A 21,740-nucleotide genomic window follows, 5' to 3' on the forward strand; every position below is an offset into this window, starting at 1 on the left:
TACCTCTGAGCAACTCCATAGGTAAGTACCCTTACAGGGGGAAGGGGCAATTGTGCGACTGCGAAATGCAGCCTGTCACGTTTTGCTATCGCTTGGCGGCGAAGCGCGCCATTTCCGCAAGTTCCTGCGCCAAAAGCAGCTCGGCGGCCTGGCTGTTGGCGAGCAATGTGCGGTGCAGTTCGGTGAGCCGCGGGATCAGCCGGTCCAGCCGTGTCTCCTGCGTTCCGCGCTGGGCGGGCTGGCGCCAGCGGTCGAACTGCTGCCGGATCTCGCGCGCTTCCTTGAAGAAAATGCCGAGCCGCGCCTGCTCGCCCTTGTCCAGCCGGTCGAACGAGCCGCGCGGGCCGAGATAGGCGACGATCTGCGCCAGTTGCGACGCCCGCCGTTCCAGGGCCAGCGCCAGACCCACCGGATTGAGCCCGAGTTCGCGCATCCGCCTGATCTCGCCGCTCACCCGGCCCAGTTCCCCGCCGAGCACTGCGTTGACCAACGGGGCGAACCCGTCCTCTTCCGTCGCGGCGCCGATCGCGGCGTGATCTTCGATGGTGGCCGATTTGGGCGATTGCGGGTCTGCATCGCAATAGAGCGCGAGCTTGGTGACTTCGGACTGCGCCAGCCGCACGTCCAGCCCGGCACCGCGCGCGATGCGTTCGGCCAGATCGCCGCCGAGCCGCAGCCCCGCCGCATCCGCCATTGCGCGCACGGCGCTGGCGACGGTGCCGAGATCGGGTTGGTAGAACATCGCCACCAGCGCATCCTTGCGCTTCTCCAGCAGCTTGGCGGTGCGCGACTTGTCGGTGGCGGAGGTGGCGACGACGATCACCGGCGCGGCGGTGCCCGCTCCGGCCTCGCTCGTCTCGATCAGAACCTGCAAGGCATCATGCGCCTCGTCGCCGCTGGCGCGCACATAGATATGCCGCTTGCCGCCGAACAGCGAGGTCGAGCGCGCCTCGTCGCCGAGCAGCGCGGGGTCGCGTTTCAGTTCGGCGCCGGACAGTTCGACCCGGTCGCCCGCGTCGGGCAGGGCGGCGGCCAGCCGGTCGGCAGCAGCGCTTGCGCCTGCTTCGTCGGGGCCGCAGAAGAAGAACATTGTCAGCCGTTCGATCCCCGCGGGCAGCCCGCGGACGAAGTCGCTGTTCTTGGCCTTCATTGTGCGGGAGCGGCGCGCGCCCGCAATGTGAGCGAAACCTGCGTCGCCATCTGTTCGGCCACGGCGCGCGCGAGGTTTTCCAGCGCCTTTTGCTCGGCAGCGATGGTGGCGTATTCGCTGCTGACCACGTCGATGCCGGCATCCGAACCGGCGGTGGCATCGAGCAGGATCGCGCCGGTCGCAGCATCGACCAGCTGGTAGCGTGCGCGAAGAATGCGGCGTTCCCGGCTGATGGTATCGTCGTTGAGCACGCCCAGCGCTTCGAGCGTATCGTCGAGCCGCACATCGAGCCGGTAGGCCGTGGGCGCGTCTCCGGCGATACCGAACCGGTCCTGCAGGGCGTTGCGCACCAGCCAGCCGCCGCGTCCGGGGATCGCGGGCACATCGACCGCCGCCAGCCCCTGCGCCACCGCCGCATCGCCGCCGCCCGCATACATCGGCGACAACCCGCAGGCGGGCAGCGCGAGACAGGCGAGGAGGGCGAGAATGGCGCGCATCAGGTGACGATATTCACCAAACGGTCGGGCACGACAATAACCTTGCGGATCGCCGCGCCATCGACCGAGCGTTGCAGATTGGCCGAAGCCAGCGCCAGCGCTTCCAATGCGTCTTTCGATGCGCCCTTTGGCGCGGTGACGGTGTCGCGCAGCTTGCCCATGTGCTGGATCGCGATGGTGACTTCGTCATCGACCAGTAGCGCGGGATCGACGGTGGGCCACGGCGCATCTGCGATCAGGCCCTCTCCCATACCGGCCCAAACTTCTTCGGCCAAGTGTGGCATCATCGGTGCGGCGAGGTGGACGAGCGCGCGGATCGCGGCGCTGCGGCTGGCAGACGGCGCGGCTTTCTCGGTCGCGCCGGTCAGTTCGTAGATGCGCGCCACGGCCTTGTTGAAACCCAGCGCCTCGATATCGGCAGCCACCGCAGCGATGGTCTGGTGGGTCTTGCGCTCTAGGCTCTTGTCCTCACCCGTCGCCGCCGGATCATAGGCGCTGAACAGCCGCCACAACCGCTGGACGAAGCGCGCACAGCCTTCGATCCCGGCGTCCGACCACGGCAGATCGCGTTCCGGCGGGCTGTCCGACAGCATGAACCAGCGCACCGCATCCGCGCCGTGGCGGGCGATGATCGCATCGGGATCAACGACGTTCTTCTTCGACTTAGACATCTTGATGACGCGGCCGACGTCGACCGGGGCGGCATCGGCGAGCAGCGTCGCCCTGTCCGAGGTGCGATCCACTTCCTCCGGCGCAAAGAACACCGGCGCGCCGCGTGCAGGATCGGTGCGGCTATAAGTCTCGTGCGTCACCATCCCCTGCGTGAACAGCGCCGCGAACGGCTCTGCCACTTCGATCTGGCCCATGTGCGCCAAGGCCCGCGTCCAGAACCGCGCGTAGAGCAGGTGCAAGATCGCGTGCTCGATGCCGCCGATATAGTGCTGCACCGGCATCCACTTGGCGACTTCCTCCGGGTCGAACGGACGATCTTCCGGCTGGCTGGCGAAGCGCAGGAAGTACCACGAGGAATTGGTGAAGGTGTCGAGCGTATCGGTCTCGCGCCGCGCGGGCTTGCCGCATTGCGGACAATCGACGTGCTTCCATGTGGGGTGGCGTTCGAGCGGATTGCCGGGGATGTCGAAGCCGACGTCTTCGGGCAGGGTAACGGGCAGCTGGTCCTTGGGCACCGGCACCACGCCGCAGGCATCGCAGTGGATGAAGGGGATCGGCGTGCCCCAATAGCGTTGGCGAGACACGCCCCAATCGCGCAGCCGCCATACGGTGCGACCCTCGCCCCAGCCGCCAGCCTCGGCGCGGGTAATGACCGCCTGCTTGGCATCCTCGACGCTCATGCCGTCGAGGAAACCGGAGCTGACGATCACCCCGTCGCCCGCTTCGGCCTCGCCCTTGAAGGGTTCGTCGGCGCGGGCCGGATCGCTGGCGACCACGCGGGTGATCGGCAGTCCGTATTTGGTCGCGAATTCGAAATCGCGCTGGTCATGCCCCGGCACGCCCATCACCGCGCCGGTGCCGTATTCCATCAGCACGAAGTTGGCGATGAAGACCGGGAGGTCCGCTCCGGAGAACGGATGCTTTGCCGTGATCGAGGTCTGGTAGCCCAGCTTTTCCGCCGTCTCGACCTCAGCCGCCTTGGTCCCGCCGCGCTTGCACGCTTCGATGAAGGCCGCGACGTCCGGGTCGCCCGCGAGGCTCTGCGCAATCGGGTGATCGGCGGCGATAGCACAGAAACTCGCGCCGAAGATCGTGTCGGGCCGCGTGGTGTAAACCGGCAGTTTACCGCCGTCGGAGAGGTCGAAACTGAACTCCAGCCCCTGCGACTTGCCGATCCAGTTCTCCTGCATCAAGCGAACCTTTTCGGGCCAGTCTTCCAGTTTCCCGAGGCCGTCCAGCAGATCGTCTGCAAAGTCGGTGATCTTCAGGAACCACTGGTTCAGCTTGCGCTTCTCGACCTCCGCGCCGGAACGCCAGCCCTTGCCGTCGATCACCTGCTCGTTCGCCAGCACGGTCATGTCGACCGGATCCCAGTTGACCGTCGATTCCTTGCGGTAGACCAGCCCTGCGGCGAACATGTCGAGGAACAGCGCCTGTTCGTGCCCGTAATATTCGGGATCGCAGGTGGCGAATTCGCGCGTCCAGTCGAGCGCGAAGCCGATGCGCTGCAACTGCGCCTTCATCTGCGCGATGTTCTGGCGCGTCCATCCGCCGGGGTGCACGCCCTTTTCCATCGCCGCGTTTTCAGCCGGCATTCCGAAGGCATCCCACCCCATCGGATGCAGCACTTCAAAGCCCTGCATCCGCTGATAGCGCGCCAGCACGTCGCCCATCGTGTAATTGCGCACGTGGCCCATGTGGATGCGCCCCGAAGGATACGGGAACATCTCGAGGATGTAGCTTTTGGGCTTTTCGCTGTCCGAATCGGCGGTGAAGGTGCCCGCCTCGGCCCAGGCACGCTGCCAGCGTTCATCGGCGACGGCAGGGTCGAAACGCGTATCGGTCATGAACGGCTTTCAGTCGGTTGGGCCAGTGCCCGAATAGACGGTTAGGACGCCAGCGCCTGACGCCGCAGATCGCGGGCCTTGGTCAGGATGATGTCTTCCAGCTTCTGCACGGTCGCGGCCTGCACCGGGGCTTCGACCCAGCTGCCGGTCTCGCTGACCTGGCGGCTCGCCGAAACGCGCAGCGCATCGGCGCGCAAATCCTGATCGAGGATCGTCACCGTCAGCTTTACCCGCTCGCCCGGATTGGCGGGGTTCGCGTACCAATCGGTCACGATCACGCCGCCATTGCTGTCTGCCTGAAGCAGCGGCGCGAAACTCACCGTGTCGAGCGCGGCGCGCCACAGGTAGGCGTTGACGCCGATGGTGTTGAGCTGCGCGGCCTGCAATTCGGTACGCGGACGCTCATTGCCCCCGCACGCGGCGAGCAATGTCATCGTGCCGCCCATCAGCGCAGCGGTCATGACCCTTGCGAAGGGCGCACGGAAGGTGGCGAAGTTGGCGCGTGTCACTGCCGGTGGTTTCCTCATCATCTGTATCGCCCACGCTCTATAGCCCTCATGCCCTGCGCGGCAAGCTTCGATGCGCAGGTAAGCGGCGCGGCGCGGGCATTCCGGTCGCTTTCGCCAGCAGACGCCCGCAGGCCTTTATCCCCGCTGAACCGAGGGCACGCGTATCCCCGCTGAACCGAGGGCACGCGGCGCCTGGCGCGGGATTCTGTGTGCCTGAAGCCACAGATTGCAAAGGAATCCCGCGGCCCCTGCGGCAAAGCCATTGCAACAAAGCCTTGCGCGCCTATCACAGTTTAAGGGCTTTCCGTGGCGACTCGGTCAAGGTCAAGTTCATATGTGAACGGTAAAAAACCGATTCATATCAAACGGGGAAGCGAACAGCGCAATGTCACACGGTCGACACACAGCAGCGAAGGCGCAGCGCAAGCTGCCGATGCTGATTGTGGCCGGCGTGCTGGCGCTGGCTTTGCCGAGCGCGGGTCTGGCGCTGGTTGGCCAGGACATGCCGTCCGCGCCGACATCGTTCGAGGCGATGGGCCTCAACGTATTCACGCCCGCTTCCGTCGATCCTGCATTGGCCGCCCGCGTGGCCGACAAGGCGCGTATGCATGGTATCCGCTTCACCCCCGCCGGGGCGAGACCCGAGGCGGGTGAGCGTACGGTGACAGTGGCAGTGCGGGTCGATAGCGATAATGCCCGCGCCATTTCCGTTCGCAAGATGATCGATGCAGTGCCGGGTCGCGGCACCGGGCTGACGGGCCTTGAGGCAAGCCGGTTCCAACTGGGCACGGCGCGCGGTTACAAGAGCTTTGCCCGCCCGATCGAGCTGCCTTCGCAAGTGCGCCGCATGGCACTGCCCGATCTGGCGCAGTTCGAACCCTCGCGTCCCAAAGCTGACGACAAGCCTTCGCGCCTGCAGCCCAGGATCGAACTGGAAGATCGCGAGATTGCCGGCCGTTCGCCCAACACGCTCGATGCGATCGGCGCTCAGACGGTGGGGGTTGGCGGCAGCTTCCGCCTTTCGCCCAACCTCAATGTGACTGCGGGCGTGCGCTATTCGCAGGAACGCGAACGGCTCGATCCGCTGACCAATTCGGTGCAGGATAGCCAGGCGGTCTACGTCGGCACGCAGATCAAGTTCTGACGCGTCGGTGCGGCGCCGGGTCCGGTTCGGGCTCCTGCCAGCCGCGCCTCTACCTTCCGCCAACTTCGACGCTCACCGCATAGCTATTCCCCGCTTTCCCTGACGTTACGTCAAGGCTAGGGTGCGATCATAAGTCATCGTATCGAGGGGGGAATTGTCATGGGCCGGGTAGCCATCGTAACCGGAGGAACGCGCGGAATCGGCGAAGCAATCTGCAAGCGGCTCCAGCGTCAGGGCCACACGGTCATCGCCAATTACGCCGGTAACGACGACAAGGCCCGCGCTTTCACCGAAGCGACCGGTATCCCGGCGCGCAAATGGGACGTGGGCGATCACGAAGCCTGCATCGCCGGGTGCGCTGCGGTGGAGGCTGAATTCGGCCCCGTCGATATTGTCGTCAATAACGCCGGGATCACCCGCGACGGCACCATGCACAAGATGAGCTTCGACGACTGGAACGATGTCATGCGCGTCAACCTTGGCGGGTGTTTCAATATGGCCAAGGCGACCTTTCCCGGCATGCGGGAGCGCGGCTGGGGCCGGATCGTCAATATCGGCTCGATCAACGGGCAGGCGGGCCAATACGGCCAGGTCAATTATGCTGCCGCCAAGTCGGGCATCCACGGTTTTACCAAGGCGCTGGCGCAGGAGGGCGCGAAGTTCGGGGTGACGGTGAACGCGATCGCGCCGGGTTATATCGACACCGATATGGTCGCCGCCGTGCCGCCTGCGGTGCTGGAAAAGATCGTCGCCAAAATTCCGGTCGGACGATTGGGCATGGCCGAGGAAATCGCCCGCGGCGTCGCCTTCCTCACCAGTGAGAACGGCGGCTTTGTGACCGGTTCGACGATGAGCATCAACGGCGGCCAGCATATGTATTGAGGCCGCGCCAAGCGCGCGTCGCCCCGGCACCACTATTCGTAGCCGTAGTCCGAATAGTCCTTGAAGCTGGGGGAAGTGAACTTGGTGATGTCGCTCTGGAAGTGGAGCGGCACATTGCCGGTCGAACCGTGGCGCTGCTTGGCGACGATCAGGGTCGCCTTGCCCACCATCTGTTCGAACTTCTCCTCCCACGCGCGGTATTTCTCCTGCACGTCCGGGGTGGAGTTGGCATCGGGCATGTCGGGCTTGACCAGCATCTGGTAATAATCCGAGCGGAAGATGAACCACACCATGTCCGCGTCCTGCTCGATCGAGCCGGATTCGCGCAGGTCGGACAACTGCGGGCGCTTGTCCTCGCGCTGTTCGACCGCACGAGACAGCTGCGATAGCGCAATCACCGGGACCGACAATTCCTTGGCCAGCGTCTTGAGCCCCCGGCTGATCTCGGAAATCTCGTTGACGCGGTTGTCGTTGGCCCGGCCCGAACCCTGCAGCAATTGCAGGTAATCGACCACGATCAGACCGATATCGTGCCGCCGCTTCATCCGCCGCGCGCGGGTGCGCAGGCCGGCGATGGTGAGCGCGGGCGTATCGTCGATGTACAGCGGTAGTTCGGCGAGACGCTGGCTGGCGAAGCTCAGCTTCTGGAAATCCTCGCGGCTGAGTTTACCGCTACGCAGCGCCTCGGACGAAATCTCGGCCTGTTCGGCCAGAATACGTGTGGCGAGCTGATCGGCGCTCATTTCCAGGCTGAAGAACGCGACCGGCGCGCCATAGTTGAATTCGCCCCCGTCGCGCTGCCATTCGAGATGCTGTTCCGCGCAGTTGAAGGCGATGTTGGTCGCCAGCGAGGTCTTGCCCATGCCCGGCCGCCCGGCAAGGATGATAAGGTCGGAATTGTGCAGGCCCGACGTTTTCTGGTCGATGGTGGCCAGCCCGGTGGTCTTGCCCGACAATCCGCCGCCTGAATTCATCGCCGCTTCGGCCATCTTGATCGCGACCAGCGCGGCATCGCGGAAGGTCGCGGCCTCGCGCCCGGTCGCCGCGCCTTCGGCCACGCGGAAAAGATCGGCCTCGGCCTGCGCGATGCGGTCCATCGGCGAGGTGTCTTCGGAAGTATCCAGCGCCCCTTCGACCAGCCCGCGACCGACGCTGACCAGCTCGCGCAGCAGCGCCAGATCATAGATCTGCTGTGCCAGTTCGCGCGGGGCGAGGAGGCCGGCCCCGCTGGCGGTAAGCTGCGCCAGATAGCTGGTGCCGCCCAGTTCCTTCAGCGCCTCGTCCGCCTCGAAATAGGGGCGCAGCGTGACGGGCGAGGCGGTGGCGTTGCGCTCGATCAGCACCAGCACGCGTTCGTAGATTCGCGCATGGAGCGGTTCGAAGAAATGTTCTGCCCGAACCGGAACCTGCAGTTCCTCGATCACCCGGTTATCGATCAGCACCGCGCCCAGAAACGCGGCCTCGGCCTCCAGATTGGACGGCAGCTTGCGCGGCGCGGCGTCCGGGGCGGGGGGTGCAGCGTTGATCGGAGTGACTTTTTCGGGTTCGGCCATGCGCGCCTGATGCGCCTTGCGAGGGGCATCAGGCAAGGGCGAAAGCCGCCAATATTTTTTTCGTTTGCTGTGGATAGCGTGGAGATTTCGTCGAAGTGCTTGAAGTGCGGCCCCTCCATCTGCGAAGGCAGGGGATATGGCCGATCTGCCGCCCGATTCCCTGCCCATTTCACCCGCCGCCGGAGGTTCGGGCGCCTATCGCATTGCGAAGGTCACGCTCGACGAGGCGACGATTCTGTGGCGCAACGCCGATGTCGAACAGGAACGCCGGGTCGCGATCTATGATCTGATCGAGGAAAACACCTTCAAGCCGCTGCGCGCCGCCGAACGTGGGGCTTCGGGGCCGTATCACCTGCACCTGTCTGTCAATGACGGACGGCTGTCGATGGATGTCAGCGACGACGGCGGGCAATTGCTGGAAACGCTGCTGATCGGCATGGCGCGGTTCCGCCGCCCGATCCGCGAATATTTCGCGATCTGCGACAGCTATTACCAGGCGATTCGCAAGGCCACCCCGTCGGAGATCGAAACCATCGACATGGCCCGCCGCGGCATTCACAACAACGCCGCCGAACTGCTGCTCGAACGGCTGGAGGGCAAGGTTGACACCGATTTCGCCACCGCTCGGCGATTGTTCACGCTGATCTGCGTGCTGCACATCAAGGGCTGAACGGCACAATGGCTCGCAAACGGACCGCTTCGGTGCGTAAGTCGTCGCGCGGGGCCACCCGGCGCTGGATGCTGCGCGGCTTTGCGCTGGTGGGGCTGGTCGCCTTCGCCTTCGCCGCGTGGCTGTGGTGGGACATGCGCGACTGGCACCCGGACGAAACGCTCTATCCTGAACAGGGCGCGGTGGCGCCAGCCGGCACCGCCGTGGTCAAGTTCGAAACGCTGAAGGCGATCGGCGCGCAGTTTGCCTATATTCCGCTGGTCGCCGAACCTTTCGTCAATGGAGGTATCGCCTTCTCCGAACGGTTCCGGCGTGCGCGCGAGGCGGGGCTGCAGGTCGGGGTGGTGCTCGAATTCGATCCTTGCGCCCGGGCCGATGTGCAGAGCGGTGCCTTCGCGCAGATGGTGCCGCGCGATGCCGATCTGCTGCCGCCCGCGATCGGGCTGGCCCGGCTTGCCGACGGATGCGCTCCGGCGGTGAGCGATGCGGCGGTGGAAAGCGAATTGATGACGCTGATCAACCAGATCGAGATGCACGCTGGAAAGCCGGTGATCCTCAAGCTTGCGCCCGCGTTCGAGGCGCGCCACCGCACCGCCACTGCGCTGGGCCGCGACCTGTGGCTGATTCGCGACCGCGCGCGGCCCGACTATGCCGGCCGCCCGTGGCTGCTATGGAGCGCCAACAGCCAGCGAATGACCGCAGCGAGCGAGGAGCCGATCGAATGGGTGGTGGTGCAGAAGTGAGCCTGAGCGACGCGCAGGAACAGGCACTGATCGCCGCAGCCTTCGCTGCTGCCGAGCACGCCTATGCGCCCTATTCCGATTACCCGGTTGGCGCGGCGCTGTTGTTCGATGACGGCGCTGTCCTGACCGGCTGCAATGTCGAGAACGCCAGCTACGGCCTCGCGCTGTGCGCCGAGACGGTCGCGGTCGCCAAGGCGCTGGGCGAAGGGCGGCGCGGCGGTTTGATCGCCGTGGCGGTGGTGGGGTTGAAGGCCGATAGCCAGCCGATCACGCCCTGCGGACGCTGCCGTCAGGTGCTGAACGAAGTCGCCGCGCTGGGCAGCACCGATCCGCTGGTGCTATGCGTAAGCGCGGACGACGTGCGGCGGGTAACACTATCGGCGCTGCTGCCGCACGCCTTCGGGCCGGGGCATCTGGGCTAGGAAGCAGCCTAGCCCTCGCGTCCTTCCAGCCATTCCACCAGCGCCGCCATGCATTCGCGGCCCAGCAGCTTGCACCGTTCGGGCGACCAGCCTTGTTCGGGCTCGGGAAAATCGGCCAGATCCTTGTACGGCATCTCCAGCGTCATCGCGACCGCGCCGAACCGCTGCGCCACCTGATTGGTGCTCATCGAAAGGTTGGCGGAGCCGGTGCGCGCCTTGGGATAGCCCAGCTTGGTCTGGAAATCGGGCGTGCGGCGGTCGAGGATGCGCTGGTAGCGATCATAGCCCGCCCCTTGCGCTTCGGTCCATGACGGGATGCCGTCGAACCCGGCGATGAACACCGCCGGGATGGCCTCGTCGGCGTGGACATCCATCGCGAAATCGACGCCGGTTGCATCCATCCGGTTGCGGATCGCCAGCACTTCGGGCGCGCGTTCCGCCGTCGGCTCGGCCCATTCGCGGTTCAGGTTTGTGCCAACCGCATTGGTTCGCAGATGCCCACGGCGCGAACCATCGGGGTTGCAGTTGGGAACGACATGGATGCGGCACGCCTTGCGCAGCGCCCGCGCAACCGGATCGGCGGGATCGGTCAGGCAATCCAGCGCGCCTTCCATCCAACATTCGGCCTGCGTTTCGCCCGGATGCTGACGCGCATAGAGCCACACCTGCGTTTCGCCTTCGCCCAGTTCAAGGCAATCGATCGGCTGGCCATCCAGCGTGGTGCCGAGGCGGACATAATCCACGCCCTCACAAGCGGCGGTCTCGGCAATAAGATCGTGGTGCCGCTCCATCGAAAACGGCGCGAAATAGGCGAACCAGCAGATGTCCGACGCGGGCAGATATCGGATCGTCAGCGTGCCGCCTTCCTCGTCCTTGTCGAAGGTGCTCGCCGCGCGCGTCCAGTAATCGCGGTCTTCGGAAACGCAGGCGTTGTAATCGGGCCAGCCGCCCGGATAGGCGCTGGCATTGAGGCCGGTGATCTTGAGCACGATCTCCTCGCCCGCCGTGGCGGCGACGCGGAAATGGAACCACTGGAAAAACTCGGATTCCGTATCACGCCGGATCGCCAGCCGCGCCGTGCGGCCTTCGATGCCGAGCACTTCGATATTGCCGCTGTCGAACACGGCATCCACAAACATGGGGGTCATTGGGTTCCTTGAAGCTTTTTGGCGTCGATCGTCACCATTTCGCCATTGCCACCCGGGAAGTCCCTGAACAACCCTGCTGCGAGTGTGGCGGCGCTGGTGTTGATTTGCGAATAGGGCGATTTCACGCCGGTGGCGATCTGCGCGCGGCCTTCCCACAGGGTTTCGCCGCCGGTGCGGGTGATGCGCACGGAAAGATCGGTAATCACGCTGGGGCTTTCGCGCCCGCCGCCCAGATTGATGCCCACGCCCATGCCCACGCCCGAGCCGAAGCCGCCGGTCTGACCGCCCACCCCGACATTGACCGGCCCGCGCCGGTTTTCCGCCGCAGCGGCGATGCCATTGCGGCTGGTGCGGATCGCGGCAGTCTGCGCGGCGGGCACGCCTTCCGGCACCACGGTGTAGCCGAGGCTGGTCAGTTCCCTGCCAACAGCGGCGGCAAACGCCGCGCGCGCGCCGGGATTGCCGACCTCGTCGGGGAAGTTCAGCGCAATCGTCCCCTGTCCCAGGCCGGCCGGATCGGGCGCGACAAAGCGGGTGACTTCGACCGGGCCGGTATAGGGGCTGGAGGCGCAGGCCGACAGGCCGAGCGTCGCAGCGCCGAGGAGCGCGGGGCCAAGCAGGCGGTTGAAGGAGTTGCTGTTCACGGCGGGGTTCCTTTCGTAGCCGACCGCTTATAGAGGGTGCACCGGAATGTGCACAGACTTGCTGTGTCTGCTCCAGGTTGAGATTTTCTGACCGCAACCCGTGCTAAGGCCCGCTCCATGACATCGCACACCAAAACTCCCGTGCTTGTGACCGGCGGCGCCGGATATATCGGCAGCCATGCCGTGCTTGCGCTGAAGGATGCGGGCTGGCCGGTAGCCGTGATCGACGATCTTTCGACCGGTTTTCGCTTTGCCATTCCCGATGGCGTCCCGCTGTATGAAGGCGACGTGGCGGACGCCGCGCTGCTGGCGCGGATCTTCGCCGAACAGGGCACCCGCGCAATCATGCACTTCGCAGGGTCGATCGTGGTGCCCGAAAGCGTGGCCGATCCGCTCAAATATTACCGCAACAACACCGCCAACAGCCGCGCCTTGATCGAGGCAGCGGTGACGGCGGGCTTGCCGCATTTCATCTTCTCGTCGACCGCGGCCACCTATGGCACGCCCGATGCGGCGCCGGATTCTCCGGGGGTGAGCGAGGACACGCCGCAGCGCCCGATCAATCCCTATGGCTGGTCGAAGCTGATGACCGAGCAGATGCTGGCCGATGTCGCTGCCGCCCACCCGATGAATTACGGCGTGTTGCGCTATTTCAACGTCGCGGGCGCCGATCCGCAGGCGCGCAGCGGGCAATCGACGGCAGGCGCGACCCATCTCATCAAGGTCGCGATCGAGGCAGCGCTGGGCATGCGCGAATCGGTGGCGGTGTTCGGCACCGATTATGCGACACCTGATGGCACCGGGGTTCGCGATTACATCCATGTCAGCGATCTCGCCGCCGCGCATGTGCTGACGCTGGAGGCGCTGATTGGCGCACCGTCCCGCTCGCTGACGATGAACTGCGGCTATGGCCGGGGCTTTTCGGTGCTGGAAGTGCTCGATGCCGTGGACCGGGTGACCAATCGCCAGCTCGATCGCCGCATCCAGGGCCGCCGCGCAGGCGACCCCGATTCGCTGATTTCCGATTCGCGCCACCTGCGCGCTACTCTGGGCTGGGAGCCCGCGCACGCCGATCTCGACACGATCATTGCGCACGCGCTGGCGTGGGAGCGCAAATTGGCCGATTTGCGAGGAAGCGCATAGCAGACTCGCATTGACGCGGGCAGGCTTCGTCGCTAACGGCACCACTCAATTTCCGCGCGTGGGGCCTGATCCGGCGCGTTTATCTTTTGGAAGACCGCACCATGAAGATCGTCAACAGCCTCAAGTCGCTGAAGGGCCGCCACCGCGACAACCGCGTGATCCGTCGTCGTGGGCGCACCTATGTCATCAACAAGACCAACCGTCGCTTCAAGGCCCGTCAGGGCTGATTGAAGCGTGGTGCGGCTGCCGATGCGGTAGCCGGTGAAATCAGCGGCCCGCCTCCTGTACCGGAGCGCGGGCCGCACACGTTCGGGGGCGAGCGATATGACGCAGGCTGTGGTATTCGATGTCGGACGGGTGCTGTTCCATTGGCAATTGCGCGCCCTGTTCGAAAAGCTGATCGACGATCCGCAGGAACTCGACTGGTTTCTTGACCACGTCGTCACCGAGGAATGGCACTTCCAACATGATCGCGGCCGCGCTCTGGCCGAGATGGTGGCTGAACGGAGTGCGCTGTTCCCGCAATACGAATCGCATCTTCGCGCCTACGCGACCCGTTTCAACGAGACGGTGCCGGGGCCGGTCGAAGGCGCACACGCGATTGTCGAGCGTTTGGCGGACAGGGGCGTGCCATTGTTCTGCCTGACCAATTTCGGCGACGAATTGTGGCAGATGTTCCGCCCGACCCAGCCGATCTTCGACCTGTTCGATGACATCGTGGTCTCGGGTGTCGAGAAGATCGCCAAGCCCGAGCCGCGCATCTACGAAATCGTCGAGGCACGCACGGGACGGACGGGTGAGGCGCTGTTCTTCACCGACGACAACCCCGCCAATATCGCCGCCGCACAGGCCCGCGGCTGGAACGCGCACCTGTTCACCGATTCGGCGAACCTGGAAGCAGCGCTGGTCAAAGCCGGACTTCTGTAGGGCTCTTGCTTTTCGCTCGCCCATCCGGGTGAGCGTCGTCGCCGCTACTTTTGGATCCTTCGGCCCGGTTGCCAGCACATCTCTAGCCGGTGTCGGCCAAAACAAACCCCCGGTCGCGCCTTGGGGAAGGTGCGCCGGGGGTCGTGGAGTGCCGAGCGCGCTGGAGAGGTGCGCGCACGGCGGGGATCAGTTGCAGCGCTGGATCAGCCGTTGCACTTCGCCAGTTCTTCGGCTGCCAGTTCTTCGCCATCGACCTTGAAGGTGGCGATTTCGCCGAACTTGCGGTTCAGGCCGCGGCAGATACGCAGCGGGCGGGCGGGCGCCTTGTTGGCGACACAGGTGGTGCCTTCGCAGGCCCAGGCGACGCCGGCTGCGACAGCGCGGTCTTCGCCGGGGGGGGCCGAAAGCGTGGCGGTGTAATAGGCGCTGGCGGCTGCATTCGCTGGGGACGCGGTGGCAACGCCGAAGCTGAGGCCGGTGTAGACCATGGCGGTGGCGAGGACAGCAAGCTTGCCGGTGCGGTTCAGGGAGAGGGTGTTGGTCATCGGGGTTGTCCTTTGCATTGTATTTTTGGGCGGGTTGCCCTGTGGCCTCTGTGATCTTATTTTGCAATGCAACATTTCAATTCGAAACCAGTTGCTATTCGCTACCTAACTCCCTAGGTTTCTCATTGCAACTGAAAATTGAATTTTTTTTGTGACTGCCCGCAAAAGCGGTTACACAAGACCCCGGACGGGGAAGGGACTGATTTATGGGCGACTTGAGAGAACCGCTGCGTGACCTGATCGAATGCGGATTGCCGCAGGCGCTGGAGGTGATGGGCGAACGCTGGTCATTCATGATTCTGCGCGCCAGCTTCAACGGTTTGAAACACTTCGAGGAATTCCTGACCGAACTCGGAATCGCGCGCAACATCCTCTCCAACCGCCTCGCCAAGCTGGTCGAGCACGGAATTCTCAAGCGCGAGCCCTGCGCCGATGATCGCCGCAAGATCGAGTATCGCCTAACCGAGAAGGGCTTCGATCTGCTCCCGGCGATGCTGGCGCTGCGCCAGTGGGGCCAGAAATACGGCAACGAACAGGTGATCGAAGACCCGGTACTGGTCGACGAGCGTGACCGGCTGCCGATCGGCCCGGTTTCGATTCTCGCGCATGACGGGCGCATTCTCGGCCATCACGACCTGTGGTTGACCCGCCCCGAAAATCTCGGCCGCCGCGCCGACGGCACCATCGCCACCCCCGGTGCGGAGCTGGGTCTGGGCGACGTGGTCGATCTGGAAGCCGCGAAGAAGGCCGCCGCCCGATAAGCCGTTGATAGCGGCCCCGGCGCGGGTGCCTTCCGCCCGGCGCTTCGGCTAGGGCAGCGCGCATGAGCGCGGCCCTTCCTTCCGAATGTCACGATATCCTGCGCCGCACCTTCGGCTTCCCCGGCTTCCGCGGGCAGCAGGAAGCGGTGATCGCGCGGGTGATGCAGGGGCAGCACAGCCTCGCGCTGATGCCGACCGGCGCGGGCAAGAGCCTGTGTTATCAGGTGCCGGCGCTCGCCCGCGCAGGCACAGCCATCGTCATTTCCCCGCTGATCGCGCTGATGCATGACCAGATCCGCTCGGCCAGCGCAGCGGGCATTCGCGCGGCGTCGATGACATCGGCCGATAGCGATAACGCCGCCACTGCCGACGCGTTTCGCTCAGGCGCGCTCGATTTGCTGTATGTTGCGCCCGAACGCGCTGCGACCGCCGGTTTCCAGAGCTTGCTGGAGCGGTCGCAAATCGCGCTGTTCGCCATCGACGAGGCGCATTGCGTGTCCGAATGGGGGCACGATTTCCGCCCCGATTACCGCAGCCTTCGCCCGGTGCTCGATCGCTTTCCCGATGTCCCGCGGCTCGCGCTTACTGCCACCGCCGATCCGGCGACGCGGGTGGATATCCTGCGCCAATTGGGCATTCCCGATGACGGTCTGATCGTCGCCGGGTTCGACCGGCCCAACATCCATTATGCCATTACGCCCAGAGACAACGGCCCGCGCCAGATCGCCGACCTGCTGGCGCGCTTGCCCGGGGCAGGCATCGTCTACGCGCCGAGCCGCAAGGCCACCGAGGACATCGCCGCCCAGATCGCCCGCACCGGACGGGAGAGTGCGTTCTACCACGCAGGGCTAGACCCGGAACGCCGCGCCGCCACGCAGGCCGCGTTCGTGCGGTCGGAAAGCATGGTGATGGTCGCCACCATCGCGTTCGGCATGGGGATCGACAAGCCCGACGTCCGCTTCGTGATCCACGCCGGGCTGCCCAAGTCGATCGAGGCCTATTATCAGGAAACCGGCCGCGCGGGCCGCGATGGCGATCCCGCCGAAGCGCATCTGTTCTGGGGCGTCAGCGACTTTTCCCGCGCGCGCCAGTGGCTGAACGATGTCGAGCCAGAACGGTTGGCCGGCGAGCAGGCGCGCTTGAACAGTCTCGCCGCACTGGTCGAAACGCCGGAGTGCCGCCGCGCGATCCTGCTCCGGCATTTCGGCGAGCACCCGCCTGCGCAGTGCGGCAATTGCGACAATTGCGCCAATCCGCCGCAGGTGGTGGATACGACCGAACTGGCGCAGAAACTGCTCTCGGCGGTCTATCGCACCGGGCAGAGCTTCGGCATCGGCCATATCGAAAAGGTGCTGACCGGGGCGAGCGACGAACGCATCACGTCCCGCGCGCACGATAAACTATCGGTGTTCGGCATTGTCGGCGCGCAGGAGGCACGGCTGCTGCGCCCGCTCGCGCGGACGCTGGCGGCGCGCGGAATCCTGGCGGCGACCGAGCATGGCGGGCTGATGCTGGGGCCGGAGGCGCGCAGCGTGCTGAAGGGCGAAGCCGCAGTTGCCATAGCGGAGCCGCCGGTGCGGCAGCGCCGTGGCCAGCGCACGCGGGACGGGGGCGCGCCCAACCCGGTCGGCAACCCGCTGTTCGAGGCGCTGCGGAACCGGCGCAAGGAACTCGCCAGCGAACACGGCATCCCGGCCTATGTCATCTTCCATGATTCGGTGCTGCGCGACATGGCGCATCGCTGTCCGGAGACGCTCGCCGAACTGGGCACGATCTCGGGCGTTGGCACAAAGAAGCTGGAGACGTGGGGGGCGGATTTCTGCGCGGTGATCCGCGATCACCTGCGCGCCTAACGCTGCGGGCGGCTTTCCAGTCCGTAATCGATCCTGATCCGCACCCATGATCCGAACTGTTCGCGTCCGCCGACGCGGGCGGGGCGCACCCGGAACTGCCACGCCGCCGCCATCACCGCGCGCCCGATCTGCGAGCCTTGCGGGCTTTCATTCAGCAGCACGCAGTCTTCGACATAATAATCGGGCACGGTCCGGCAGGCGATCAGCGCCGCAGAGGGAGGGGTGGCGGTGGACAGGTAGCCGCGCAATTCCTGCCGCGTCGGTTCACGGTACCAGCGCGCGGCATAGAGCGGCTCGCCATTGGGCGCGGTGCCGACCTGCTCGCTATCGCCCGCGCTGCGCGGATCGCCGGTATCGGCTGGGCCGTAACTGCGATTGGGCCTGATTCGCGCCCCGATCTTGGGCGGGGTGGGGCTGGGTTGAGCTTCCGGCTCAGGCGGTGCAGGCGCGGAAGGTGGCGGAGCAGCGGGAAGGGGGGCAAGCGCAAGCGGCGAGGGGCGCAGCGGCTGCGGCTGGGGCAGCGATTGCTCTGGCACCGGCTGCGTTTCCTGCGGGGTCGCGGCCTCTGCGGCTTCCTCGGGCTGCGAGTCGGCTTGCGGCTCGGGCGGTGCGGCAAATTCGACGGCGGTGAATTCTGTCACCACCGCTTCGCTGTCCGGATCGCCTGCAATCTGCGCGCCCAGAGTGAACAGCAGCGCCACGATCAGCGCCTCGATGGCCAGCGCGATGGCAAGACTGATTGCACGCTGCCGCCGCCGCCCGCCCCATGCGGCAGGCGCGCTGACGGGCCGCTCGGCCACCATTGCTGAAGGATCGTCCGTAATCGCCAATGCGCCCTTGATCGGCCGCGGGTTAGGGGAAGCGCGGCCGTGCGCGGCCTCTTAACCCGTCATCAGCCGATAGGATAGCGCTTCGGCCATATGCATGCCGCGGAAGGTCGCAGCGGCGGTGCGAGCAGTTACCGGATGAAGTAGCCGATCACTTTCCAGCGGCCGTCTTCCTTGCCCAGCACCACGCGTTCAACGGCGTCCTTCCGGTTGGAGAATTCGCTCCCAAACTCGAGAATCAGGTACTCGCCCGCAGGCAGCCCTGGAAGCGCGCTGGCAGCCGCATTCGCAGCCAGTGTGCGGCTTTCGATAGCAACGAAAGGCTCCCGCGCAGATGTCACTGCCTGTGCGAGCTGCTGCGCCGAAAGCGAATCGCGCATCGACCGGCCCGAAGTCTCGATCGCCCGGCCCCAATCGCTTGCATCGATCAAGGCGAGCCAATCCCGGGCGGGCTGTTCGCCGGTCCGGTCATCGGCGCGGATCGCGACTTCGCCGTTGGTTGCGTTGTCGTAGGGTGCGGCTGTCATGGCAACGGCGGCGATAATGATGGCAAGCATGAGCATTCCTCCGATCAGCCAGACGAGGAATGAACCACGACCGGCGCCTGGTGATGCATCCACGTCACGCGGATCGGTTGTTAGTGCACCCCCCATTTCATTGCGTGCAAGATTTTCGGGGGGTGTTACTGCCTCGTGCTGGGCGAGCAGTCGCGCCGCTGCCTTGCTGCTCGGCACGCCCAGTTTGCGGCGGGCCTCACGCAATCGGTCGTTGACCGTGTGAACCGAGATGCCGAGCTCCGCAGCCATCGATTTGCTGTCGTGGCCGTTTAGCAGAAGACGCAGGGTCTCCCGCTCGCGCTCGGTCAGCTTGTCGACGGGACTGCTCATCGCCTCTTAACCCGTCATCAGCCGATAGGATAGCGCTTCGGCAATATGCACGCGGCTGACCGTGTCGGCTCCGGCGAGGTCGGCGATGGTGCGCGCGACCCGCAGCATTCTTGTATAGCCGCGCGCCGAGAGGCGCAGCTTTTCCGCCGCCTGCAACAGCAGCTTGCGCCCGGCTTCGTCAGGGGTGGCAAAGGTATCGAGCTTTTCGCCTTCCAGCTCGGCGTTGGAGCGCACGCCGCGCTGCGTCTGGCGCGCGCGGGCGGCGGCGACGCGGGCCGCCACTTCGGCGCTGCCTTCGGCGGGCGGGGGCAGCGCCATGTCGATCGCGCTGACGGCGGCGACATGGACGTGCAGATCGATCCGGTCGAGCAGCGGGCCGGATAGCCGCGCCTGATAATCACCCACGCAGCGCGGATACTTGTTGCAGTTGCGCGCCGGATCGCCCGCATATCCGCAGCGGCACGGGTTCATCGCGGCGACCAGCTGCACGCGCGCGGGGAAGGTCACATGCGCATTGGCGCGGGCGACATCGACCTTGCCGGTTTCCAGCGGCTGGCGCAGCGAATCGAGCACCGGACGCTGGAATTCGGGCAGTTCGTCGAGGAACAATACGCCCAGATGCGCCAGGCTGACCTCGCCCGGGCGCACTTTCAACCCGCCGCCGGTCAGCGCCGCCATGCTGGCCGAATGATGCGGGGCGCGGAACGGGCGCGCGCGGCTGATGCGTCCGGCCTCCAGCGTACCGGCGACCGATTGCACCATCGACACCTCCAGCGCCTCGGCCGGGGCGAGATCGGGGAGGATGCCGGGCAGGCAGCTCGCCAGCAGGCTCTTGCCCGAACCCGGCGGGCCGACCATCAGCAGGTTGTGCCCGCCCGCAGCCGCGATTTCGAGTGCGCGCTTGGCGGTTTCCTGCCCCTTCAACTGCTTCAGATCATTGCCGATCGCGGCATCGGCCACGGCCCCGCGCGGCGGCTCGTCCAGCACGAGGCTGCCCTTGAGATGCCCCATCAGGCTGACCAGATCGCGCGGGGCGAGCACCGGGACACCGCTGGCCCAGCGCGCCTCCGGCCCCTGTTCGGCGGGGCAGATCAGCCCGGCGCCCTGTTCGCTGGCATGCAGCGCGGCGATCAGCACGCCGGGGCTGGCGACCACGCGGCCATCCAGCGCCAGTTCCCCCACCGCGATCCAGTCGCCCAACTGTTCGGCATCGGTCACGCCCATCGCCGCGAGCAGGGCGAGGGCGATCGGCAGGTCGTAATGCGATCCATCCTTGGGCAGATCGGCGGGCGACAGGTTGATGGTGATCCGCTTCGGCGGCAGCGCGAGGCCCATCGCCGACAGTGCCGATTGCACGCGTTCGCGGCTTTCGCTCACGGCTTTATCGGGCAGGCCGACCACGGTGAAGCGCGGCATGCCGGGCGCGACCTGGCATTGCACTTCGACGGCGCGCGCCTCCAGCCCGAGATAGGCAACGGTTCTGACCAGCGCGACCATCTGCTTGCCCCTTATCCTCCCAGCCCGACTTAGTGCAGCCATAAGAGAAGCTTGTCGAGCGGCTTGGGGGCAGTGGTAAGGCTTTTTTAAAGCATAAATCTTGGCAATTTCGGAACGGGCGCGGGGCCATTGTGCCGCCATGACCCGCGCCTTTGCCTTCATCCTTGCCGCTTGCGCGCTGCTGCTGCCCGCCGCGCCGGCGCTCGCCCAATCGGGCGCGCGGGTGGTGGAGCGCATCAGCTGGGTCGAGGAATGGGATCCGGCGACGGAACGCTGGGTGCGGGTCGATGAAAGCCCCACGAGCGTGGCTTCCGCGACTTATCACAGCGGTGCCACCGTCACCCGCGCGGAGACTTTCGTAGATGGTGTGACCATCACCGAAACCGTGATCGAGGAGCCGGTACGCTTCATCGCCCGTCCGGCGCTGCGGGCTGGGGCGGAGCAGGGTCTTGCGCAATATGGCCCGTTCCGTGTCCTCGACGGTCGGCGCGCGGCGCTGGTCGATTCGACCGATATCGGCTCCCCGCAAGCGTTCGAAGCGATGCTGGCCGCATTTCCGGGGCTGGAGGTGATCGAGTTTCTCGATGCGCCCGGCACCCGCAACGATCTTGCCAATCTCAAGCTGGGCCGGGCGATCCGCGCGGCGGGGCTGGCGACTTATGTGCCCGAAGGCGGATCGGCGCGGTCTGGCGCGGTCGAGCTGTTTCTGGCCGGAACGCATCGCAGCATCGCGCCCGGCGCGTTGTTCGCGGTGCATTCGTGGCGCGACGAGGCCGGGCGCGAGCCTGCCGACTTCGCTGCCGATGCGCCCTCCAACCGGCTCTATCTGGATTACTATGCCGAAATGGGCATGAGCGATGAGGAGGCCCGCGCCTTTTACGCGATGACCAATTCGGTGCCGCATGCCGGTGCGTTGTGGCTGAAGGGTAGCGAAATGGCGCACTGGATCGCGCCTGAAGCTGCCCCGGCGACCGCAGAACCCGCCGTGATCGAGCCGTTGCTGGCGGAGCCGGTGCTGCTCGCGGCCTTGCCCGACCATTGCGTGCTGGACGAGGATGCGCAGGCTGCCTTGGCGCTGGCGGCCGGGCGCGTGGCTGCGCTGCCATGGTTTGGCGCTATCGATTTCTGGGCCGATCCGGCCCCCCGCCTTGCCCTTGCGCCATTGGCGCTGCTTGACTCGCCCACGGCTTTCCCATAAGCGCGCCCACCTGATAGTGGCTGCCCTGCGGTGGCCGCGCGCCGGAATGCCGGCTCCAGTTTTTTCGAGGATGATATGAAGCGGACGTTCCAACCCAGCAATCTCGTGCGTGCCCGTCGCCACGGCTTCTTCGCGCGCAAGGCGACCCCCGGTGGCCGCAAGGTGCTGCGCGCCCGTCGCAACCGCGGCCGCAAGAAGCTCTGCGCTTAATTTTCTGGCGC

The 21,740-nt window shown here is 65.8% G+C and carries 23 protein-coding genes; 12 read left to right on the forward strand and 11 right to left on the reverse strand.

Features of this window, described 5'->3' with window-relative positions:
* Positions 1-85: 85 nt before the first annotated feature.
* From Q0L48_RS15380 to Q0L48_RS15395, 4 genes are read right to left on the reverse strand one after another with little or no spacing between them, the layout of a single operon-like run.
* On the reverse strand, positions 86-1,150 hold the full coding sequence (locus Q0L48_RS15380; RefSeq protein WP_296722419.1) for a DNA polymerase III subunit delta: 1,065 nt from the start codon (positions 1,148-1,150) through the stop codon (positions 86-88).
* On the reverse strand, positions 1,147-1,647 hold the full coding sequence (gene lptE / locus Q0L48_RS15385; protein WP_296722421.1) for an LPS assembly lipoprotein LptE: 501 nt from the start codon (positions 1,645-1,647) through the stop codon (positions 1,147-1,149). Before lptE ends, Q0L48_RS15380 begins: the two co-directional genes overlap by 4 nt.
* Positions 1,647-4,166 carry a leucine--tRNA ligase gene (gene leuS, locus Q0L48_RS15390; protein ID WP_296722423.1) on the reverse strand — a complete coding sequence of 840 codons (2,520 nt, stop codon included), beginning with the start codon at positions 4,164-4,166 and terminating at the stop codon, positions 1,647-1,649. Before leuS ends, lptE begins: the two co-directional genes overlap by 1 nt.
* A 41-nt stretch (positions 4,167-4,207) precedes the next feature.
* A complete protein-coding gene (locus tag Q0L48_RS15395) occupies positions 4,208-4,627 on the reverse strand; it encodes a DUF3576 domain-containing protein (protein WP_296722500.1) in 420 nt (139 codons plus the stop codon).
* A 433-nt stretch (positions 4,628-5,060) separates the two neighbouring features.
* Between Q0L48_RS15395 and Q0L48_RS15400 the strand changes: the two genes are divergently transcribed.
* Positions 5,061-5,819 carry a hypothetical protein gene (locus Q0L48_RS15400; RefSeq protein WP_296722425.1) on the forward strand — a complete coding sequence of 253 codons (759 nt, stop codon included), beginning with the start codon at positions 5,061-5,063 and terminating at the stop codon, positions 5,817-5,819.
* 159 nt (positions 5,820-5,978) lie between these two features.
* On the forward strand, positions 5,979-6,701 hold the full coding sequence (phbB, locus tag Q0L48_RS15405; RefSeq protein WP_296722426.1) for an acetoacetyl-CoA reductase: 723 nt from the start codon (positions 5,979-5,981) through the stop codon (positions 6,699-6,701).
* A gap of 32 nt (positions 6,702-6,733) precedes the next feature.
* Here phbB and Q0L48_RS15410 read toward each other — a convergent pair whose 3' ends face one another.
* Positions 6,734-8,254, reverse strand: a complete 1,521-nt coding sequence (locus Q0L48_RS15410; RefSeq protein ID WP_296722427.1) for a replicative DNA helicase — start codon at positions 8,252-8,254, stop codon at positions 6,734-6,736.
* A gap of 136 nt (positions 8,255-8,390) precedes the next feature.
* Here Q0L48_RS15410 and Q0L48_RS15415 point away from each other — a divergent pair, with 136 nt between their 5' ends.
* The 3 genes from Q0L48_RS15415 to Q0L48_RS15425 are packed head-to-tail and all read left to right on the forward strand — an operon-like array spanning position 8,391 to position 10,089.
* Positions 8,391-8,924 carry a UPF0262 family protein gene (locus Q0L48_RS15415; protein ID WP_296722429.1) on the forward strand — a complete coding sequence of 178 codons (534 nt, stop codon included), beginning with the start codon at positions 8,391-8,393 and terminating at the stop codon, positions 8,922-8,924.
* A gap of 8 nt (positions 8,925-8,932) precedes the next feature.
* A complete protein-coding gene (locus Q0L48_RS15420) occupies positions 8,933-9,667 on the forward strand; it encodes a glycoside hydrolase family 25 protein (RefSeq protein ID WP_296722430.1) in 735 nt (244 codons plus the stop codon).
* Positions 9,646-10,089, forward strand: coding sequence for a cytidine deaminase (locus Q0L48_RS15425; RefSeq protein WP_296722431.1), 444 nt, complete (start codon positions 9,646-9,648; stop codon positions 10,087-10,089). The genes Q0L48_RS15420 and Q0L48_RS15425 overlap by 22 nt, the downstream gene beginning before the upstream one ends.
* A gap of 8 nt (positions 10,090-10,097) precedes the next feature.
* Here the strand turns inward: Q0L48_RS15425 and Q0L48_RS15430 are convergent, their stop codons facing one another.
* Both Q0L48_RS15430 and Q0L48_RS15435 read right to left on the reverse strand, forming a co-directional pair.
* On the reverse strand, positions 10,098-11,237 hold the full coding sequence (locus Q0L48_RS15430) for a M14-type cytosolic carboxypeptidase (protein WP_296722433.1): 1,140 nt from the start codon (positions 11,235-11,237) through the stop codon (positions 10,098-10,100).
* Positions 11,234-11,881 carry a hypothetical protein gene (locus Q0L48_RS15435; protein ID WP_296722434.1) on the reverse strand — a complete coding sequence of 216 codons (648 nt, stop codon included), beginning with the start codon at positions 11,879-11,881 and terminating at the stop codon, positions 11,234-11,236. The genes Q0L48_RS15430 and Q0L48_RS15435 overlap by 4 nt, the downstream gene beginning before the upstream one ends.
* 117 nt (positions 11,882-11,998) lie before the next feature.
* Between Q0L48_RS15435 and galE the strand changes: the two genes are divergently transcribed.
* The 3 genes from galE (at position 11,999) to Q0L48_RS15450 (ending at position 13,951) form a co-directional block, all read left to right on the forward strand.
* On the forward strand, positions 11,999-13,024 hold the full coding sequence (gene galE / locus Q0L48_RS15440) for a UDP-glucose 4-epimerase GalE (protein WP_296722436.1): 1,026 nt from the start codon (positions 11,999-12,001) through the stop codon (positions 13,022-13,024).
* Positions 13,025-13,125: 101 nt separating this feature from the next.
* Entirely contained in the window at positions 13,126-13,251 is a 126-nt protein-coding gene (ykgO, locus tag Q0L48_RS15445) for a type B 50S ribosomal protein L36 (RefSeq protein WP_029724010.1), read from the forward strand.
* A 97-nt stretch (positions 13,252-13,348) separates the two neighbouring features.
* Complete coding sequence (locus Q0L48_RS15450) at positions 13,349-13,951, forward strand: HAD-IA family hydrolase (RefSeq protein ID WP_296722437.1); 603 nt, start codon at positions 13,349-13,351, stop codon at positions 13,949-13,951.
* Between the two features lie 203 nt (positions 13,952-14,154).
* Here the strand turns inward: Q0L48_RS15450 and Q0L48_RS15455 are convergent, their stop codons facing one another.
* The gene (locus Q0L48_RS15455) at positions 14,155-14,496 is read right to left on the reverse strand and encodes a hypothetical protein (RefSeq protein WP_296722439.1); all 342 of its coding nucleotides are present in this window, start codon (positions 14,494-14,496) and stop codon (positions 14,155-14,157) included.
* A 206-nt stretch (positions 14,497-14,702) separates the two neighbouring features.
* Between Q0L48_RS15455 and Q0L48_RS15460 the strand changes: the two genes are divergently transcribed.
* On the forward strand, positions 14,703-15,257 hold the full coding sequence (locus Q0L48_RS15460) for a helix-turn-helix domain-containing protein (RefSeq protein WP_296722440.1): 555 nt from the start codon (positions 14,703-14,705) through the stop codon (positions 15,255-15,257).
* Positions 15,258-15,319: 62 nt separating this feature from the next.
* Entirely contained in the window at positions 15,320-17,110 is a 1,791-nt protein-coding gene (recQ, locus tag Q0L48_RS15465; protein ID WP_296722442.1) for a DNA helicase RecQ, read from the forward strand.
* Here the strand turns inward: recQ and Q0L48_RS15470 are convergent.
* The 3 genes from Q0L48_RS15470 to Q0L48_RS15480 form a co-directional block, all read right to left on the reverse strand.
* Positions 17,107-17,940: a hypothetical protein gene (locus tag Q0L48_RS15470; protein WP_296722443.1), complete on the reverse strand. Its 834-nt coding sequence runs from the start codon at positions 17,938-17,940 to the stop codon at positions 17,107-17,109. The two genes, recQ and Q0L48_RS15470, sit on opposite strands and share 4 nt — an antisense overlap.
* 128 nt (positions 17,941-18,068) lie before the next feature.
* Entirely contained in the window at positions 18,069-18,824 is a 756-nt protein-coding gene (locus Q0L48_RS15475; protein WP_296722444.1) for a DUF4019 domain-containing protein, read from the reverse strand.
* Positions 18,825-18,830: 6 nt separating this feature from the next.
* The gene (locus tag Q0L48_RS15480) at positions 18,831-20,321 is read right to left on the reverse strand and encodes a YifB family Mg chelatase-like AAA ATPase (protein ID WP_296722445.1); all 1,491 of its coding nucleotides are present in this window, start codon (positions 20,319-20,321) and stop codon (positions 18,831-18,833) included.
* A 100-nt stretch (positions 20,322-20,421) separates the two neighbouring features.
* On the opposite strand from Q0L48_RS15480, the gene Q0L48_RS16705 reads away from it, so the two are divergent.
* Positions 20,422-21,519 carry a hypothetical protein gene (locus Q0L48_RS16705; protein WP_367274051.1) on the forward strand — a complete coding sequence of 366 codons (1,098 nt, stop codon included), beginning with the start codon at positions 20,422-20,424 and terminating at the stop codon, positions 21,517-21,519.
* Positions 21,520-21,594: 75 nt separating this feature from the next.
* Positions 21,595-21,729 carry a 50S ribosomal protein L34 gene (gene rpmH, locus Q0L48_RS15490; RefSeq protein WP_036801591.1) on the forward strand — a complete coding sequence of 45 codons (135 nt, stop codon included), beginning with the start codon at positions 21,595-21,597 and terminating at the stop codon, positions 21,727-21,729.
* The last annotated feature ends 11 nt before the right edge of the window (positions 21,730-21,740 follow it).

The organism is Erythrobacter sp. (assembly GCF_024305245.1).
Classification (GTDB): domain Bacteria; phylum Pseudomonadota; class Alphaproteobacteria; order Sphingomonadales; family Sphingomonadaceae; genus Erythrobacter.